Origin of the sequence: Streptomyces sp. RKND-216, from assembly GCF_004795255.1 — a bacterium.
GTDB lineage: Bacteria > Actinomycetota > Actinomycetes > Streptomycetales > Streptomycetaceae > Streptomyces > Streptomyces hazeniae.
Map to the genome: position 1 here is coordinate 2244058 of NZ_SSBQ01000002.1, position 18231 is coordinate 2262288.

The following is an 18231-nucleotide window of genomic DNA, read 5'->3' on the forward strand; positions in this document are numbered from 1 at the left end:
CGGCCCCGGGAAATTACTTGGCCTTCTCGAGGATCTCGACGACGCGCCAGCGCTTGGTGGCGGACAGCGGCCGGGTCTCCATGAGGAGGACACGGTCGCCGACGCCCGCGGCGTTCTGCTCGTCGTGCGCCTTGAGCTTCTCGGTACGGCGGATGATCTTGCCGTACAGCGCGTGCTTGACGCGGTCCTCGACGGCGACGACGACGGTCTTGTCCATCTTGTCGCTGACGACGAGACCCTGGCGGGTCTTGCGGAAGCCGCGCTTCTGCTCGTTCTTCTCAGTCACGTTGGTCTCGCTCATCAGGCACTCTCCACCGTCTCGATGCCCAGCTCGCGCTCACGCATCAGGGTGTAGATCCGCGCGATGTCCTTGCGGACGGCCTTCAGCCGGCCGTGGTTCTCGAGCTGCCCGGTCGCCGCCTGGAAGCGGAGGTTGAACAGCTCTTCCTTGGCCTCGCGCAGCTTGCCGACGAGCTCCTCGCCGCCAAGCTCACGCAGCTCGGACGCCTTGGTTCCGGCCGCCATCACGATTCACCTGCCTCGCGCCGCACGATCCGGCACTTCATCGGAAGCTTGTGGGCGGCGCGGATGAGCGCCTCCTTGGCAATCTTCTCGTTCGGGTAGGACAGCTCGAACATGACCCGACCGGGCTTCACGTTCGCGATCCACCACTCCGGCGAACCCTTACCGGAACCCATGCGGGTCTCGGCGGGCTTCTTGGTCAGCGGGCGGTCGGGGTAGATGTTGATCCACACCTTGCCACCACGCTTGATGTGACGGGTCATGGAGATACGAGCTGCCTCGATCTGCCGGTTCGTCACGTAGGCCGGGGTGACGGCCTGGATGCCCCACTCGCCGAATGCGACCTCGGTGCCGCCCTTGGCCATGCCCTTGCGCTTCGGGTGGTGCTGCTTGCGGTGCTTGACCCTGCGCGGGATCAGCATGGGTCAGCTCTCCTTTCCGGAAGCCGTGGGCTCCGCGGCAGCAGCGGCGGGAGCCGCAGCCTCGGCCGACTTCGGTGCCTCGGACTGCTGCGAGCTCTGCGGCCGGCGGCCGCGGCCGCCGCGCTCGCCGCCCCGGCGGGGACGGTCGCTGCCGCCACCGCGCGACGGGCGGTTGCCCGCACGGGCGGCCGCGTTCTCGGCGCGCACCTCGGCGATGTTCTTGACGTCGCCCTTGTAGATCCACACCTTCACACCGATGCGGCCGAAGGTCGTACGAGCCTCGAACAGGCCGTAGTCGACGTTGGCGCGCAGGGTGTGCAGGGGCACCCGGCCCTCGCGGTAGAACTCCGAGCGGGACATCTCGGCGCCGCCGAGACGGCCACCGCACTGGATCTTGATGCCCTTGGCGCCGGCCTTCATCGCGGTCTGCATGCTCTTGCGCATCGCGCGGCGGAAGGAGACGCGGGAGGACAGCTGCTCGGCGACGGCCTGGGCCACCAGCTGAGCATCCGTCTCCGGGTTCTTCACCTCGAGGATGTTGAACTGGATCTGCTTGCCGGTCAGCTTCTCCAGGTTGCCCCGCAGGCGGTCGGCCTCGGCGCCGCGGCGGCCGATGACGATGCCCGGACGAGCGGTGTGGACGTCGACGCGCACGCGGTCACGGGTGCGCTCGATCTCCACCTTGGAGATGCCGGCCCGCTCCATGCCCTTGGTGAGCATCTTGCGGATCGCGACGTCTTCCTTGACGTAGTCCTTGTAGAGCTTGTCGGCGTACCAGCGCGACTTGAAGTCGGTGGTGATGCCGAGGCGGAACCCGTGCGGGTTTACCTTCTGGCCCATTACCGGGTTCCTTCCTTGCTGCTGACGACCACCGTGATGTGGCTGGTCCGCTTACGGATCCGGTAGGCGCGGCCCTGGGCGCGCGGCCGGAACCGCTTCAGGGTCGGACCCTCGTCGACGTAGGCCTCGGAGATGAAGAGGCTGTCGACATCCGTGTGGTCGTAGTTGTGCGCGGCATTGGCAATGGCGCTGTCGAGCACCTTGCCCACGGGCACGCTGGCGGCCTGCGGGGCGAAACGCAGGACCGCCTGAGCCTCCGTGGCACTCATGCCACGGACAAGGTCCACCACCCGGCGGGCCTTCATGGGCGTGACGCGCACATAGCGCGCGGAGGCCCTGGCTTCCATGGTTGTCCCTTCGGTGTCAGTCATGGTCGTCACCCCGGTCAGCGACGCCGCGACTTGCGGTCGTCCTTGACGTGGCCGCGGAAGCTGCGGGTCGGGGCGAACTCGCCGAGCTTGTGGCCGACCATCGACTCGGTGACGAACACCGGGACGTGCTTACGGCCGTCGTGCACCGCGATCGTGTGGCCCAGCATCGCCGGGACGATCATCGAGCGGCGGGACCAGGTCTTGATGACGTTCTTGGTGCCTGCTTCGTTCTGCGTGTCCACCTTCTTGGTCAGGTGGTCGTCGACGAAGGGCCCCTTCTTGAGACTGCGCGGCATCGAAAACCCCGCCTCCTAGCGCTTCTTGTTCGTCTTGCGGCGGCGGACGATGTACTTGTTGCTGGCCTTCTTCGGCGAGCGCGTACGGCCCTCCTTCTGGCCCCACGGCGACACCGGGTGGCGGCCACCGGAGGTACGACCCTCACCACCACCGTGCGGGTGGTCGATCGGGTTCATGACCACACCGCGGACGGTCGGGCGGACGCCCTTCCAGCGCATACGGCCGGCCTTGCCCCAGTTGATGTTCGACTGCTCGGCGTTGCCGACCTCGCCGATGGTGGCGCGGCAGCGGACGTCGACCAGGCGGATCTCACCGGACGGCATGCGCAGGTGGGCCATGCGGCCCTCCTTCGCCAGCAGCTGCACGGACGCACCGGCGGAGCGGGCGAACTTGGCGCCGCCGCCTGGCCGCAGCTCGATGGCGTGGATGACCGTACCGACGGGGATGTTGCGCAGCGCCATGTTGTTGCCCGGCTTGATGTCCGCGCCGGGGCCGTTCTCGATCCGGGCGCCCTGCTTGAGGCCGGCCGGGGCGAGGATGTAGCGCTTCTCGCCGTCCACGTAGTGCAGCAGCGCGATGCGCGCGGTGCGGTTGGGGTCGTACTCGATGTGCGCGACCTTGGCCGGCACGCCGTCCTTGTCGTGACGACGGAAGTCGATCACGCGGTAGGCGCGCTTGTGGCCACCGCCCTGGTGGCGGACGGTCACACGACCGGCGTTGTTACGGCCGCCCTTGCTGTGCAGGGGGCGGACCAGCGACTTCTCCGGCGTGGACCGCGTGATCTCGACGAAGTCGGCGACGCTGGAGCCACGACGGCCCGGGGTCGTCGGCTTGTACTTGCGGATACCCATTTCTCAGTCCTCGGAAGATTCCGGACTTCTGGCGGTTCGGCCCCCGTTAGGAGACCGGGCCGCCGAAGATGTCGATGCGGTCGCCCTCGGCAAGGGTCACGATGGCGCGCTTGGTGTCGGCGCGCTTGCCGTAACCGGTGCGGGTGCGCTTGCGCTTGCCCTGCCGGTTGATCGTGTTGACCCCGGTGACCTTGACCGAGAAGACCGCCTGGACGGCCTGCTTGATCTGGGTCTTGTTGGCGCGCGTGTCGACGAGGAAGGTGTACTTGTTCTCGTCCAGCAGCGCGTAGCTCTTCTCCGAAACCACCGGCTTCAGCAGCAGGTCACGGGGGTCCGTGAACGTCTTGCTGGTGACGGCGGTCTGCTCGGTCGCCTCGCTCATCAGGCTTCGCTCCCTTCGAGCTCAGCCCCGGCAGCGGCCTTCTGCGGGCCGGCCACGAAGGACTCGAAGGCGGCCTTCGTGAAGACCACGTCGTCGGAGACGAGCACGTCGTACGTGTTCAGCTGGCCCGGCTCCAGGATGTGCACCTGGGGCAGGTTGCGGGCGGACAGCCACGCGGCCTCGTCGGCGCGCTCGGCGACCAGGAGCAGGTGCTTGCGCTCACTGACCTTGCCGAACAGCGTCTTGGCGGCCTTGGTGGAGACCTCGCCCTCGACCACGCCGGAGACGACGTGGACACGGCCGTGACGGGCCCGGTCGGAGAGGGCACCGCGAAGGGCGGCGGCCTTCATCTTCTTCGGGGTCCGCTGCGAGTAGTCACGCGGCTGCGGGCCGTGGACGACGCCACCACCGGCGAACTGCGGCGCGCGGGTCGAACCCTGACGGGCGCGACCGGTGCCCTTCTGGCGGTACGGCTTCTTGCCACCGCCGCGGACCTCGCCACGGGTCTTGGTCTTGTGCGTGCCCTGGCGGGCCGCGGCCAGCTGCGCGACGACGACCTGGTGGATCAGCGGAACGCTGACCTGCGTGTCGAAGATCTCCGCGGGGAGCTCGACGGTGCCGGTCTTGTCGCCTGCCGGCGAAAGAATGTCAACGGTGCTCATTACCTCAAGCCCCCTTGGCCGCGGTACGGACCAGGACGAGGCCGCCGTTCGGACCGGGAACTGCGCCCTTGATGAGCAGCAGGCCCTTCTCCGCGTCAACGGCGTGGACGGTCAGGTTCTGGGTGGTGACCCGCTCGTTGCCCATGCGGCCAGCCATGCGCGTGCCCTTGAAGACACGGCCGGGGGTCGCGCAGCCGCCGATGGAGCCCGGCTTGCGGTGCACGCGGTGCGCACCGTGCGAGGCCTTGCCACCGCGGAAGCCGTGGCGCTTCATGCCACCGGCGAAGCCCTTGCCCTTGCTGGTGCCGGTCACGTCGACCTTGATGCCGGAGTCGAAGACCTCGGCGGTGACTTCCTGGCCCAGCGTGTACGCGCCGGCGTCGTTGGTACGGATCTCCACGAGGTGGCGACGCGGGGTCACGTCGGCCTTCGAGAAGTGACCCTTGAGTGGCTTGTTCACCTTGCGGGGGTCGATCTCGCCGAAGGCGATCTGGACGGCGTCGTAGCCGTCCTTGTCGTTGGTGCGCACCTGGGTCACGACACAGGGGCCGGCCTTGACCACGGTCACGGGCACGACGCGGTTGTTGTCGTCCCAGACCTGGGTCATGCCGAGCTTCTCGCCCAGGACACCCTTGATCTGCTTGGTCATCACTACCGCGCCTCTCAGAGCTTGATCTCGATGTCGACGCCGGCCGGGAGGTCCAGGCGCATCAGCGAGTCAACGGTCTTGGGCGTCGGGTCGAGGATGTCGATCAGGCGCTTGTGGGTGCGCATCTCGAAGTGCTCGCGCGCGTCCTTGTACTTGTGCGGCGACTTGATGACGCAGTACACGTTCTTCTCAGTGGGCAGCGGCACCGGGCCCGCGACCGACGCACCAGTGCGGGTCACCGTCTCGACGATCTTCTTCGCCGAGTTGTCGATGACCTCGTGGTCGTAGGCCTTGAGCCGGATGCGGATCTTCTGTCCCGCCATGGCTACTTCGTAGTCCTTCTTCTCGTCACGCTCTGGAACCCCGGAGGTCGTCCGCTCCCCGCTCCCGCTCCTTGCGATTGCTCCTCCGCTCCGACCCACGCGGTCGGGCGTGTCGCAACCCTCCTCGTACGTCTCCACAGGAGAACGTCCTCGATGAAGGAGGGAGTCGGGGGAAGAGACCCACCGGGATGCCTGGTCGGAGCCCCTCCTGCACTTCCCGGAAGATTCCCGTACTTCCGCCCCTGACGAGGGGCGACGAGTACATCGGGACTCGCTTCCAGTCCTCCCGGCGGGAGGCGCACAGCATCGGCACTCAACCGAGCAACCGGAACAGTGTGCCATACCAGGCGGGGGCCATGCGAATCGGCGCCGGGCCCCGCCCAGGCAGGTGACGAGGCCCACACGGGCGTTCGGACCCGGCCCTCGACCGTACCGGTCCCGCGCCTGTGCGGCGCACCCCCCGCGCCACCCCGACACACACAGGAGGCGCGGCCCGGTTCCGGGTCTTTCCCCTTCCGCACTGGTATGCGTGCCCTGCAGAGGGTCGTGGAGAGGTGGGCGTAATGTCCGGTGACTGGTGGATGCGCAACATCGTCGAGCCCGGCAAGCTGCCGCTGCTGCTGGCGCTGGTGACGTTCGTGCTCACCTTCGCCATCACGCGGCTGGTGACCCGGATGATCCGCGCCGGACGCGGGCCGTTCCGCAACGTCACGCCCGGCGGCATGCACATCCACCACGTGGTGCCCGGCATCCTTCTCATGACGGTCGGCGGGTTCACCGCCTTCGCCGGCGGGCGGCACGGCTGGGGCGCGGGCGTGGCCGCGGTGCTGTTCGGGATGGGCGCGGGACTCGTCCTGGACGAGTTCGCGCTCGTCCTGCACCTGAACGACGTGTACTGGAGCAAGGCCGGCACGCAGAGCGTCGAGGTCGTGCTCGTCACCTTCGCGCTGACGCTGCTGCTGCTCAGCGGCTTCTCCCCGCTCGGCGTCGACAGCCTCGGCGACGACGAGGAGCAGAGCCGACTCGGGGCCGCGCTCACCGCGCTGGCGAACTTCGCGATCGTGCTGATCGCGCTGGTCAAGGGCAAGACGTGGATGGCGCTTGTCGGGGTGCTGATCCCGCCGGTCGCCCTCTTCGGTGCGGTGCGGCTCGCGAAGCCGGCGTCGCCGTGGGCGAAACGCCTCTACACGCGGCGGCCGCGCGCGCAGCACCGCGCGGCCGAGCGTGCCGACGCCCACATGCGGCGCTGGGGCCCGCTGCGCCGCCGCGTCGACTACCTCGTCGGCGGCGCTCCCTCCGCCTGACCGCGGTGCGGCCGACGGCCCAGCCCTCCGGCGCCGGAACGGCACGCAGCCGGGCGGCAGCGGCCCGGCGGAACTTCCGACGACCGGACCACAGCTGGGGTCCGGTGCTTGGTCGAGCCCGTACCCGGAAGTGCGGGCAATCCGCGCCACGGCGGACTACGCGTGACCACGGGCCAGCGCAATGAGGCGATCGAGGATGCGGGCACCATCGGCGCGCAGGCCGTTGTGCTCGTACTCGTTGGTGAGCCAGGGCCGCAGCGTCGGGATCAGCGCGGCCGTCTCCTCGGAGAAGGCACGGTCGACATACGCGTCGTCCGCGTAGATCGCCGCCGCGCAGGGCACGTCGCAGTCGCGCAGCCGGTCCGGGTCGTAGAGCCGGGGCCACTCGTGTTCGGCGAGCAGATCGGCGGCCTCCCGCAGCGGCGCCAGCTCGCGGTAGTCCTCGAACATCCACGGGTAGACGTGCTCGCCGGTGAACAGCGTGGTGTCGGCGGCGTACCCGGCGGGCAGGGTCCGCTCCGCGGACCACCGGGTGGCGTGCCCGTCGGCGTAGGACGACTCGTGGACGACCGCGTACAGCGGGTTCCGGCCGGAGAACGGCATCGCCGCGGCCACGTCGTGACGGAACGCCGCCGACGAGGGGTCGCGTTCCAGCAGGTAGTGAAGACGCTCGGCACCGTCGCTGGTACCCAGCAGGTTGCCGAGCTGCCGGAAGCGCCGCGCGGTGAGCCGGTCGCCGTCCGGCAGCACGACCTCGCCGGCCTCCAGCCGCTCCACCAGGGAGCGGACCCGGGCGCGGTCGCCCGGGTAGCGCCGGTAGTAGCGGGCGTTGCGCTCCCGCATCACCCGGTACGTCGCCGCGTACACCTCGTCGGGGTGGCGCCCCACGGGCGGCAGGCCGCCGGTGAAGAAGACCTCCCGCAGCGCCTCCGGCGCCACGCTGAGGTAGTGCAGGGCGCAGAAGCCGCCGAAGGACTGCCCGAGCAGGCTCCACCGGTCGACGTCCAGGTCGGCGCGGATCCACTCCGCGTCCTGCACGATCGCGTCGGCACGGAAGCGGGCGAGGTGTGCGGCCTGCTGTCGCGGCGACATGCCCGACAGGGTCCCGACGGGCGTCGAGAGGCCGGTGCCGCGCTGGTCGAGCAGCAGGACGCGGTACTCGGGCAGCGCGCGCTCGAGCCAGCCGGGGGCGGTGGGCGCGACGGTGGGACGGGGCGCCTCCTGGCCCGGCCCTCCCTGGAGGTAGACCAGATACGGCCGGTCGCGCCCGCCCGGCGCGGCGACCTCGCGGGCGAAGACGGTGATGTGCGCGCCGTCCGGGTCCGCGTGGTCCAGTGGGACGTGGAACTCCAGCTCGGTCAGGACCATTCCGGGGGCGTGGTGCGTGAGAGCCATGGGGCCGATCCTCCCACCACGCCGGAGCGCAGGGCGTACGGCCCGCCCGGTGACCGCGCACCGGGCGGGGGCCCGTACGGCCGGCGGCGGCGCGTGTCAGCCCTGCCGGACGGCCGACACCTCGAACTCGAGCGTGATCTTGTCGCTGACCAGAAAGCCTCCGGTCTCCAGGGCGGCGTTCCAGGTGATGCCGAAGTCCTGGCGGTTGATCGTGGTGCTGCCCTCCAGCCCGATACGGCTGTTGCCGAAGGGGTCGGTGGCGTTGCCCTCGTAGGTGAAGGGGACCGTCACCGGCCGGGTGACGCCCTTGATCGTGAGGTCGCCCGTGACGTCGAAGGTGTCGTCGCCCGTCGCCCGCACACCGGTGGAGCGGAAGGTGATCTCGGGGTACTGCGCCATGTCGAGGAAGTCGTTGCTGCGCAGGTGACCGTCGCGGTCGGCGTTGCGGGTGTCGATGCTCTCGGCCTTGATCGTCAGCTCCACGGAGGACTCTTCCGGGTGCGCGCCGTCGATGCGGGCGGTGCCGGTGAAGTCGTTGAACGCGCCGCGCACCTTCGTCACCATCGCGTGGCGGGCGACGAAGCCGATGCGGGTGTGGGCCGGGTCGAGGGTGTACGCGCCGGTGAGCCCGGCGCGGTCGTCGGTGACGGTCATGGTAGGCCTCCGAAGTTCGTGGTCGTGCTCTCTGCACGGCACAACATGGTTGAAGGCTCAACTATTCCGTCGGCAGGGAACCGTTTCCACCGGGACCGCGACCGGGACATGCGGAGGGCCCGCACGACAGGCGTCGTGCGGGCCCTCCGTGCCGGCCGAAGCCGGCGAAGCGCTCGCTAGGAGCAGGAGCCGAAGGTCACTTGTTGATCTTGGTGACCTGGCCGGCGCCCACGGTCCGGCCACCCTCGCGGATGGCGAACTTGAGGCCCTCCTCCATGGCGACCGGCTGGATGAGCTGGACGCTCATCTCGGTGTTGTCGCCCGGCATGACCATCTCGGTGCCCTCGGGGAGGGTCACCACGCCGGTCACGTCCGTGGTACGGAAGTAGAACTGCGGGCGGTAGTTGTTGAAGAACGGGGTGTGGCGACCGCCCTCGTCCTTCGACAGGATGTACGCCTGCGCCTCGAACTCCGTGTGCGGGGTGACCGAGCCCGGCTTGATGATGACCTGGCCGCGCTCGACGTCCTCGCGCTTGATGCCCCGGAGGAGCAGGCCGACGTTCTCACCGGCCTGGCCCTCGTCGAGCAGCTTGCGGAACATCTCGATACCGGTAACGGTGGTGGAGGTCTTCTCCTCCTTGATGCCGATGATGTCGACGTTCTCGTTGACCTTGAGCACACCGCGCTCGATACGGCCGGTGACGACCGTACCGCGACCGGTGATGGTGAAGACGTCCTCGATGGGCATGAGGAACGGCTTGTCGGTGTCGCGCTCCGGCTCCGGGATCGCCTCGTCAACGGCGTGCATGAGCTTGACGACCGACTCGCCCCACTCCTTGTCGCCCTCGAGCGCCTTCAGCGCCGAGACCTTGACGACAGGGACGTCGTCGCCCGGGAACTCGTACTCGGAGAGCAGCTCACGGACCTCGAGCTCGACGAGCTCCATGATCTCCTCGTCGTCCACCATGTCGGCCTTGTTCAGGGCGACGACGATGTACGGAACGCCGACCTGGCGGGCCAGGAGCACGTGCTCCTTGGTCTGCGGCATCGGGCCGTCGGTGGCGGCGACCACGAGGATGGCGCCGTCCATCTGCGCGGCACCGGTGATCATGTTCTTGATGTAGTCCGCGTGACCCGGGCAGTCGACGTGCGCGTAGTGACGGTTCTCCGTCTGGTACTCGACGTGCGCGATGGAGATGGTGATACCGCGCTGACGCTCTTCGGGCGCCTTGTCGATGTTCTCGAACGCCGAGGCCTCGTTGAGGTCCGGGTAAGCGTCGTGCAGCACCTTGGTGATCGCCGCGGTAAGAGTGGTCTTACCGTGGTCGATGTGACCGATGGTGCCGATGTTGACGTGCGGCTTAGTCCGCTCGAACTTCGCCTTCGCCACTGGGGTCCTCCTGTGGACTGGTGCTGTACGCCCACCACGCTCTGCGGTGGGGTTCAGGTGGTCGTACCGAACCGGTCAGGACCCCGAGGGGGACGCCCTTGACCGTTTCGTCTTCTGGGCGGGGCTCCGGGGGCCCGTCTCAGATCCTGCGGATCTGAGACGGTATGCCCCGAATGCCTTTGCTCCAGCCTAATGGGTGAGTGCAGCCGGCGAACCGGCCTTACTCGCCCTTGGCCTTCGCGATGATCTCCTCGGCGACGTTCTTGGGAACCTCACCGTAGGAATCGAACTGCATCGAGTACGCAGCACGACCGGAGGTCTTGCTGCGCAGGTCACCGACGTATCCGAACATCTCCGAGAGCGGCACCAGGCCCTTGACGAGCTTGGCGTTGCCCCGGTCCTCCATGGACTGGATCTGTCCACGGCGGGAGTTGATGTCACCGATCACGTCGCCCATGTAGTCCTCGGGCGTGGTGACGTCGACGGCCATCAGCGGCTCGAGGAGGGCCGGGGAGGCCTTCCGTGCGGCCTCCTTGAAGGCCATCGAACCGGCGATCTTGAACGCCATCTCGGAGGAGTCGACCTCGTGGAACGCGCCGTCGAGCAGGGTGACGCGCACGCCGGTGAGCGGGTAGCCCGCCAGCACGCCGAACTCCATGGCCTCCTGGCAGCCCGCGTCCACGGACGGGATGTACTCCCGCGGGATACGGCCACCGGTGACCTTGTTGACGAACTCGTAGCCGTCGCCCTCGAGGGGCTCGAGCTGGATCTGCACCTTCGCGAACTGGCCGGAACCACCAGTCTGCTTCTTGTGCGTGTAGTCGTGCTTGTCGACGTTCCTGCGCAGCGTCTCGCGGTAGGCCACCTGCGGCTTGCCGACGTTGGCCTCGACCTTGAACTCGCGCTTCATACGGTCGACCAGCACGTCGAGGTGCAGCTCGCCCATACCCGCGATGATGGTCTGGCCGGTCTCCTCGTTCGTCTTGACCTGGAAGGACGGGTCCTCCTCGGCCAGACGCTGGATCGCGACGCCCAGCTTCTCCTGGTCGCCCTTGGACTTCGGCTCGATGGCGACCTCGATCACCGGGGCCGGGAAGTCCATGGACTCGAGAATCACGGGGTTGGACGCGTCGCAGAGCGTCTCACCGGTGGTGGTCTGCTTCAGACCCATGACGGCGACGATGTCGCCGGCACCCACCGATTCGATCTCCTCGCGCTTGTTGGAGTGCATCCGGTAGATCTTGCCGATGCGCTCCTTCTTGCCCTTGAGCGCGTTCAGCACCTGCGTACCGGTGTCGAGGCGCCCCGAGTACACGCGGATGAAGGTGAGCTTGCCCAGGTGCGGGTCGCTCGCGATCTTGAACGCCAGGGCGGCGAACGGCTCCTCCTCCGAGGGCTTCCGCTTCAGGACCTCGTCCGGGTCCTTCACGGAGTGGCCCTCGATGGCCTCGACGTCCAGCGGCGACGGCAGGTAGCTGCACACCGCGTCGAGCAGAGGCTGCACGCCCTTGTTCTTGAACGCGGTACCGCAGAACACCGGGGTGACGGTGATGGTGCCCTCGGCGCCGGTGGAGGCGAGGGTGACACGGCGGATCGCCGCGATGAGCTGCTCCTGGGTGGGCTCCTGGCCCTCCAGGTACAGCTCCATCATCTCCTCGTCGTTCTCCGCGACGGCCTCGAGCAGCTTCCCGCGCCACTCCTCGGCGGCCTCGGTGTGCGTGTCGGGGATGTCGACCACGTCGTAGGCCTCGCCGAGCTTGGTCTCGGCGGACCAGACGAGCGCCTTCATCTGCACCAGGTCGACGACGCCCTTGAAATCCGCCTCGGCGCCGATCGGCAGCTGCATGACCAGCGGAACCGCACCCAGGCGGCTCTCGATCATGTCGACGCAGCGGTGGAACTCCGCACCGGTGCGGTCCAGCTTGTTGACGAAGCAGATCCGCGGAACGCCGTACCGGTCGGCCTGACGCCACACGGTCTCGGACTGCGGCTCGACGCCGGCGACACCGTCGAACACCGTCACGGCACCGTCGAGCACGCGCAGGGACCGCTCCACCTCGACGGTGAAGTCGACGTGCCCGGGGGTGTCGATGATGTTGATGGTGTGGTCGATGTCGTTGAGCGGCCAGTGGCAGGTCGTCGCGGCGGACGTGATGGTGATGCCGCGCTCCTGCTCCTGCGCCATCCAGTCCATCGTGGCAGCGCCGTCGTGGACCTCACCGATCTTGTAGCTGACGCCGGTGTAGAACAGGATCCGCTCGGTGGTGGTCGTCTTGCCCGCGTCGATGTGGGCCATGATCCCGATGTTGCGGACCTTGGCCAGGTCAAGTGAAGTGGTAGCCATAAGGCTTCAGTCTTCTCTCGGTCTCTCGATGGGGTCTGCGACTACCAGCGGTAGTGCGCGAAGGCCTTGTTGGACTCGGCCATCTTGTGGGTGTCCTCGCGCTTCTTCACGGCGGCGCCGAGCCCGTTGGAGGCGTCGAGCAGCTCGTTCATCAGACGCTCGGTCATCGTCTTCTCACGGCGGGCGCGGGAGTAACCCACGATCCAGCGCAGCGCGAGGGTGGAGGAACGGCCGGGGCGGACCTCGACCGGCACCTGGTAGGTGGCGCCACCGACGCGACGGGAGCGGACCTCGAGGGTCGGCTTCACGTTCTCGAGCGCGCGCTTGAGCGTGATGACCGGGTCGTTGCCGGACTTCTCGCGCAGACCCTCCATGGCGCCGTAGACGATGCGCTCGGCGGTGGAGCGCTTGCCGTTCAGCAGCACCTTGTTGATCAGGGAGGTCACCAGAGGAGAGCCGTAGACCGGGTCGATGATGACCGGGCGCTTCGGGGCGGGGCCCTTACGAGGCATGCTTACTTCTCCTTCTTGGCGCCGTAGCGGCTGCGAGCCTGCTTGCGGTTCTTGACGCCCTGCGTGTCGAGGGAGCCGCGGATGATCTTGTAGCGAACACCCGGCAGGTCCTTCACACGGCCGCCGCGCACGAGCACGATGGAGTGCTCCTGCAGGTTGTGGCCCTCACCCGGAATGTAGGCGGTGACCTCGATCCCGCTGGTCAGTCGCACACGGGCGACCTTGCGCAGGGCCGAGTTCGGCTTCTTCGGGGTGGTGGTGAAGACACGCGTGCAGACGCCGCGGCGCTGAGGCGAACCCTCCAGTGCGGGCGTCTTGTTCTTCTCGACCTTGTCCTGCCGGCCCTTGCGGACCAGCTGCTGGATCGTAGGCACAGATTCTCCGTTTTCTGTGTGCCGTCTCGGTAAAGCTAACCTGGAACACGTCCCCGACCCACGCGGTCGGGTGTGTCGGGGCCTGCACAGCCCCCCGCCTGCGGAAACGTGCCGCGAGCGGGACTTCCCTTACGGGAGAAGCGTGCAGACACCGGTATCCGAAGTCACCCGTTCCTGGCGTCGATGCGCGCAGGAAGGGCAGGGGATACCCCAGGCACAAGGTCAGAGCCTACCTACCGCGTCCGCACCGGTCAAAACAAGTACCCGCGCGGCCCCTGGGCGATCAACCGGCGGCGATGCCCATGAGGATCAGGAGGACGAAGCACACCCCGATCCAGCCCAGTACCAGCCCCGCGATGGCCCAGCCGTCGCCCCGCTCCCCCGTCCGCCGGATCTCCGCCCTGGCCTTGTGCCCGAGGATCACCGCGGGGACACCGGTGAAGCCGGCGCTGAACGGCGCGAGCAGACCACACACCAGCGAGCCGATCGCCGCGCCGTTGGCGGGCGGCTGCGCGTACGGGACGGGCGGCGGGTACGGGGACGCGGGCGGCCCGAAGCCGCGGTACGCCGGATACCCCGGGAACGGCCCCGGGAAGGGGCGGGGCTGCTGGAACACCGCCGGCACGCCACCGGGCCCCTGCGGCAGGTCCGCGGCGAGCAGCTGGAGCTCCTCTACGGTGCGCGCGGCAAGCGCCCGGGCGGCCCGCTGGTCGTGCTCCTCGCGGGTCAGTCGACCCTCCGCGTAGGCGGCGCGCAGCACGTCGACCGTCCGCTCCCGGTCCGCGTTTCCAGCCAGCATCTTCCGACCTCCCCGTGGCCCCTCCCGTACGCGTGCGACGGGAGGGGACAACCATCATCCAGGACGCAGGCCCCGCGCGTACAGTTCCCCCCGCACATACCGCAGGGCGGCCACCCCGAGGGGTGACCGCCCTGCGCGACGTACGACTCGTCAGCCGGTGTACGGACCGTAGTCGTAGTCCTCCAGCGGAACGGCCTGGCCGGAGCCGGTGCCGAACGGCGAGTAGTCGATGTCGTCGTAGCCGACGGCCGAGTACATCGCGGCCTTGGCCTCCTCGGTCGGCTCGACCCGGATGTTGCGGTAGCGGGACAGGCCCGTACCGGCCGGGATGAGCTTACCGATGATGACGTTCTCCTTGAGGCCGATCAGGGAGTCCGACTTGGCGTTGATCGCCGCGTCGGTCAGAACCCTGGTCGTCTCCTGGAAGGACGCCGCCGACAGCCACGACTCGGTGGCCAGCGAGGCCTTGGTGATGCCCATCAGCTGCGGACGGCCGGAGGCCGGGTGGCCGCCTTCCGTCACGACCCGGCGGTTCTCGCCCTCGAACTTCGTCCGCTCGACCAGCTCGCCCGGCAGCAGCTCCGCGTCGCCGGACTCGATGATCGTCACCCGGCGCAGCATCTGCCGGATGATGATCTCGATGTGCTTGTCGTGGATCGACACGCCCTGCGAGTTGTAGACCTTCTGCACCTCGTTGACCAGGTGGACCTGGACGGCGCGCTGCCCGAGGATGCGCAGCACGTCGTGCGGGTTGGTCGCACCGACGGTCAGCGGCTGGCCGACGGCCACGTGGTCGCCCTCGGACACCTTCATGCGCGCACGCTTGGAGACCGGGTAGGAGGTCTCGTCGGAGCCGTCGTCCGGCGTGACCACGACCTTCTTGGTCTTCTCGGTCTCCTCGATCCGCACCCGGCCGGCCGACTCGGAGATCGGCGCGACACCCTTCGGCGTACGGGCCTCGAAGAGCTCGACGACACGCGGCAGACCCTGCGTGATGTCGTCACCGGCCACACCACCGGTGTGGAAGGTGCGCATCGTGAGCTGGGTGCCGGGCTCACCGATGGACTGGGCGGCGATGATGCCGACGGCCTCGCCGATGTCCACCAGCTTGCCGGTGGCCAGCGAGCGGCCGTAGCACATGGCGCAGGTGCCGACCTGGGACTCGCAGGTGAGGACCGAGCGGGTCTTGACCGTGGAGACGCCGTGCCGCACGAGCTCGTCGATGAGCACGTCGCCCAGGTCGGTGTTGGCCGGGGCCAGCACCTTGCCGTCCACCGCGACGTCCTCGGCCAGGGCACGCGCGTACACGCTGGTCTCGACGTCCTCGGCCTTGCGCAGCACCCCGTCCTCGCCCTGGGCCGCGATCTCCAGCTTGAGGCCGCGGTCGGTGCCGCAGTCCTCCTCGCGGATGATCACGTCCTGCGAGACGTCCACCAGACGACGGGTCAGGTAACCCGAGTCGGCGGTACGCAGGGCGGTGTCGGCCAGACCCTTACGGGCACCGTGCGTGGAGATGAAGTACTCCAGCACGGACAGGCCCTCGCGGAAGGACGCCTTGATCGGACGCGGGATGGTCTCGTTCTTGGCGTTGGACACCAGACCGCGCATACCGGCGATCTGGCGCATCTGCATCATGTTTCCTCGAGCGCCCGAGTCGACCATCATGAAGATCGGGTTGGTCTTCGGGAAGTTCTCGTTCATCGCCTCGGCGACCTCGTTGGTCGCCCGGGTCCAGATCGAGACCAGCTCGTTGGAACGCTCGTCCTTGGTGATCAGACCCCGCTCGTACTGCTTCTGGACCTTCTCGTCCTGAGCCTCGTACGACGCGATGATCTCCTTCTTCGCGGCCGGGACCACGACGTCGGAGATCGCGACCGTCACACCGGAACGGGTCGCCCAGTGGAAACCGGCGGACTTGAGGTTGTCCAGCGCTGCCGCGACGATCACCTTGGGGTAGCGCTCGGCCAGGTCGTTGACGATCCCGGAGAGCTGCTTCTTGCCCACCGTGTAGTCGACGAACGGGTAGTCCTCCGGCAGCAGCTCGTTGAAGAGCGCGCGGCCCAGCGTCGTCCGCAGCCGGAAGCTGTCACCCGGCTGGTACTCGGGCTCGCCCTCCTCCGGCGTCGGCGGAGTCCAGCCGCGCGGCGGCAGGGTCCCGACCGGGAAGCGGATGTCGACCTTCGCCTGGAGCGAGAGCTCGCGGGCGTCGAACGCCATGATCGCCTCGGCGACCGAGTTGAACGACCGGTCGTCGCCGATGGTCTTGCGCTGTTCCTCGTCGGTCGTGAGGAAGAACAGCCCGAGCACCATGTCCTGGGTGGGCATGGTCACCGGACGGCCGTCGGCCGGCTTGAGGATGTTGTTCGAGGACAGCATCAGGATGCGGGCCTCGGCCTGCGCCTCCGCGGACAGCGGCAGGTGCACGGCCATCTGGTCGCCGTCGAAGTCCGCGTTGAACGCGGTGCACACGAGCGGGTGGATCTGGATGGCCTTGCCCTCGACCAGCTGCGGCTCGAAGGCCTGGATGCCGAGGCGGTGCAGGGTCGGTGCACGGTTGAGCAGCACCGGGTGCTCGGCGATGACCTCTTCCAGCACGTCGTACACGACCGTGCGGCCGCGCTCGACCATGCGCTTCGCCGACTTGATGTTCTGCGCGTGGTTCAGGTCGACCAGGCGCTTCATCACGAACGGCTTGAAGAGCTCCAGCGCCATGGCCTTCGGCAGACCGCACTGGTGCAGCTTGAGCTGCGGGCCGACGACGATCACGGAACGGGCCGAGTAGTCGACGCGCTTGCCGAGCAGGTTCTGCCGGAAGCGGCCCTGCTTGCCCTTGAGCATGTCGGACAGCGACTTCAGCGGACGGTTGCCCGGGCCGGTGACCGGCCGGCCGCGGCGGCCGTTGTCGAACAGCGCGTCGACGGCCTCCTGCAGCATCCGCTTCTCGTTGTTCACGATGATCTCGGGCGCGCCGAGGTCCAGGAGCCGCTTGAGGCGGTTGTTGCGGTTGATGACGCGGCGGTACAGGTCGTTCAGGTCGGAGGTCGCGAAGCGGCCACCGTCCAGCTGCACCATCGGACGCAGGTCCGGCGGGATCACCGGGACGCAGTCCAGCACCATGCCCTTGGGGCTGTTGCTGGTCTGGAGGAAGGCGGAGACGACCTTGAGGCGCTTCAGCGCACGGGTCTTCTTCTGGCCCTTGCCGGTACGGATGATCTCGCGGAGGCGCTCGGCCTCCTCCTCCAGATCGAAGGTCTCCAGCCGCTTCTGCAGCGCGGCGGCGCCCATCGAGCCGTCGAAGTAGGTACCGAAGCGGTCGCGCAGCTCGCGGTAGAGCAGTTCGTCGCCCTCAAGGTCCTGCACCTTGAGGTTCTTGAAGCGGTTCCACACCTCGTCGAGGCGGTCGATCTCGCGCTGCGCGCGGTCGCGGAGCTGCTTCATCTCGCGCTCGGCGCCCTCGCGCACCTTGCGGCGCACGTCCGCCTTGGCACCCTCGGCCTCGAGCTCGGCCAGGTCGGCCTCCTGCTTCTTGGCCCGGGCCTCCAGGTCGGCGTCACGGCGCTGCTCGATCTGCTGGCGCTCCACGCCCACGTGCGCCTCCAGCGAGGGCAGGTCGCGCGTACGGCGCTCCTCGTCCACGTACGTGATCATGTACGCGGCGAAGTAGATGACCTTCTCCAGGTCCTTCGGAGCGAGGTCCAGCAGGTAGCCCAGCCGGGACGGCACGCCCTTGAAGTACCAGATGTGCGTGACGGGGGCGGCCAGTTCGATGTGGCCCATCCGCTCGCGGCGCACCTTGGCGCGGGTGACCTCGACACCGCAGCGCTCACAGATGATGCCCTTGAAGCGGACGCGCTTGTACTTGCCGCAGTAGCACTCCCAGTCCCGGGTGGGGCCGAAGATCTTCTCGCAGAAGAGCCCGTCCTTTTCCGGCTTGAGGGTGCGGTAGTTGATGGTCTCCGGCTTCTTGACCTCGCCATGCGACCACTGACGGATGTCGTCAGCGGTGGCCAGGCCAATTCGCAGTTCGTCGAAGAAGTTGACGTCGAGCACTCTCGTCAATCCCTCTCAGGGTCGTCTCTAGATCAATGGTCTGAACGGGGGTCCGGGGTGGGTGCCGGGGGCCCGCCAAAGCGGGTCCCC

General features: G+C 68.2%; 20 protein-coding genes. 1 reads left to right on the top strand and 19 read right to left on the bottom strand.

All coding sequences use genetic code 11. The annotated features are described in order from the left end of the window. Positions 1 to 13: 13 nt before the first annotated feature. From rpsQ to rpsJ, 11 genes are read right to left on the bottom strand one after another with little or no spacing between them, the layout of a single operon-like run. Positions 14 to 301, bottom strand: a complete 288-nt coding sequence (gene rpsQ, locus E4198_RS09825; protein ID WP_027763389.1) for a 30S ribosomal protein S17 — start codon at positions 299 to 301, stop codon at positions 14 to 16. Beyond that, on the bottom strand, positions 301 to 525 hold the full coding sequence (gene rpmC / locus E4198_RS09830) for a 50S ribosomal protein L29 (RefSeq protein WP_027763390.1): 225 nt from the start codon (positions 523 to 525) through the stop codon (positions 301 to 303). Before rpmC ends, rpsQ begins: the two co-directional genes overlap by 1 nt. Beyond that, positions 525 to 944 (bottom strand): 50S ribosomal protein L16, encoded by a 420-nt coding sequence (gene rplP / locus E4198_RS09835; protein WP_027763391.1) that lies wholly within the window; start codon positions 942 to 944, stop codon positions 525 to 527. Before rplP ends, rpmC begins: the two co-directional genes overlap by 1 nt. Positions 945 to 947: 3 nt before the next feature. Next, entirely contained in the window at positions 948 to 1784 is an 837-nt protein-coding gene (rpsC, locus tag E4198_RS09840; protein ID WP_027763392.1) for a 30S ribosomal protein S3, read from the bottom strand. After that, positions 1784 to 2131, bottom strand: coding sequence for a 50S ribosomal protein L22 (gene rplV / locus E4198_RS09845; protein ID WP_136185293.1), 348 nt, complete (start codon positions 2129 to 2131; stop codon positions 1784 to 1786). Before rplV ends, rpsC begins: the two co-directional genes overlap by 1 nt. Positions 2132 to 2169: 38 nt before the next feature. Next, a complete protein-coding gene (gene rpsS / locus E4198_RS09850; protein WP_023531022.1) occupies positions 2170 to 2451 on the bottom strand; it encodes a 30S ribosomal protein S19 in 282 nt (93 codons plus the stop codon). A gap of 15 nt (positions 2452 to 2466) precedes the next feature. Then, positions 2467 to 3303 (bottom strand): 50S ribosomal protein L2, encoded by an 837-nt coding sequence (gene rplB, locus E4198_RS09855; protein ID WP_027763394.1) that lies wholly within the window; start codon positions 3301 to 3303, stop codon positions 2467 to 2469. A gap of 46 nt (positions 3304 to 3349) precedes the next feature. Beyond that, positions 3350 to 3685 carry a 50S ribosomal protein L23 gene (gene rplW / locus E4198_RS09860; RefSeq protein ID WP_023531020.1) on the bottom strand — a complete coding sequence of 112 codons (336 nt, stop codon included), beginning with the start codon at positions 3683 to 3685 and terminating at the stop codon, positions 3350 to 3352. Continuing rightward, on the bottom strand, positions 3685 to 4347 hold the full coding sequence (rplD, locus tag E4198_RS09865; protein ID WP_027763395.1) for a 50S ribosomal protein L4: 663 nt from the start codon (positions 4345 to 4347) through the stop codon (positions 3685 to 3687). The genes rplW and rplD overlap by 1 nt, the downstream gene beginning before the upstream one ends. A gap of 4 nt (positions 4348 to 4351) precedes the next feature. Next, on the bottom strand, positions 4352 to 4996 hold the full coding sequence (gene rplC, locus E4198_RS09870; RefSeq protein ID WP_027763396.1) for a 50S ribosomal protein L3: 645 nt from the start codon (positions 4994 to 4996) through the stop codon (positions 4352 to 4354). A gap of 14 nt (positions 4997 to 5010) precedes the next feature. Further along, positions 5011 to 5319 (bottom strand): 30S ribosomal protein S10, encoded by a 309-nt coding sequence (rpsJ, locus tag E4198_RS09875; RefSeq protein WP_016909683.1) that lies wholly within the window; start codon positions 5317 to 5319, stop codon positions 5011 to 5013. 563 nt (positions 5320 to 5882) lie between these two features. Between rpsJ and E4198_RS09880 the strand changes: the two genes are divergently transcribed. Beyond that, complete coding sequence (locus E4198_RS09880) at positions 5883 to 6623, top strand: hypothetical protein (RefSeq protein ID WP_136182829.1); 741 nt, start codon at positions 5883 to 5885, stop codon at positions 6621 to 6623. A 156-nt stretch (positions 6624 to 6779) separates the two neighbouring features. Here E4198_RS09880 and E4198_RS09885 read toward each other — a convergent pair whose 3' ends face one another. The 8 genes from E4198_RS09885 to E4198_RS09920 all read right to left on the bottom strand — a co-directional run bounded on the left by E4198_RS09885 (position 6780) and on the right by E4198_RS09920 (position 18141). Beyond that, a complete protein-coding gene (locus tag E4198_RS09885) occupies positions 6780 to 8018 on the bottom strand; it encodes an alpha/beta fold hydrolase (RefSeq protein WP_136182830.1) in 1239 nt (412 codons plus the stop codon). A gap of 96 nt (positions 8019 to 8114) precedes the next feature. After that, positions 8115 to 8672, bottom strand: a complete 558-nt coding sequence (locus E4198_RS09890) for a YceI family protein (protein ID WP_136182831.1) — start codon at positions 8670 to 8672, stop codon at positions 8115 to 8117. A 196-nt stretch (positions 8673 to 8868) separates the two neighbouring features. Continuing rightward, complete coding sequence (gene tuf, locus E4198_RS09895) at positions 8869 to 10062, bottom strand: elongation factor Tu (RefSeq protein ID WP_027763400.1); 1194 nt, start codon at positions 10060 to 10062, stop codon at positions 8869 to 8871. Between the two features lie 220 nt (positions 10063 to 10282). After that, on the bottom strand, positions 10283 to 12406 hold the full coding sequence (gene fusA / locus E4198_RS09900) for an elongation factor G (RefSeq protein WP_136182832.1): 2124 nt from the start codon (positions 12404 to 12406) through the stop codon (positions 10283 to 10285). 41 nt (positions 12407 to 12447) lie between these two features. Next, positions 12448 to 12918 carry a 30S ribosomal protein S7 gene (gene rpsG, locus E4198_RS09905; RefSeq protein WP_027738898.1) on the bottom strand — a complete coding sequence of 157 codons (471 nt, stop codon included), beginning with the start codon at positions 12916 to 12918 and terminating at the stop codon, positions 12448 to 12450. Positions 12919 to 12920: 2 nt separating this feature from the next. Beyond that, entirely contained in the window at positions 12921 to 13292 is a 372-nt protein-coding gene (gene rpsL, locus E4198_RS09910) for a 30S ribosomal protein S12 (protein WP_003948652.1), read from the bottom strand. Between the two features lie 283 nt (positions 13293 to 13575). Continuing rightward, a complete protein-coding gene (locus E4198_RS09915) occupies positions 13576 to 14091 on the bottom strand; it encodes a DUF1707 and DUF4190 domain-containing protein (RefSeq protein WP_136182833.1) in 516 nt (171 codons plus the stop codon). A gap of 150 nt (positions 14092 to 14241) precedes the next feature. Further along, entirely contained in the window at positions 14242 to 18141 is a 3900-nt protein-coding gene (locus tag E4198_RS09920; protein WP_136185294.1) for a DNA-directed RNA polymerase subunit beta', read from the bottom strand. Positions 18142 to 18231: the final 90 nt, after the last annotated feature.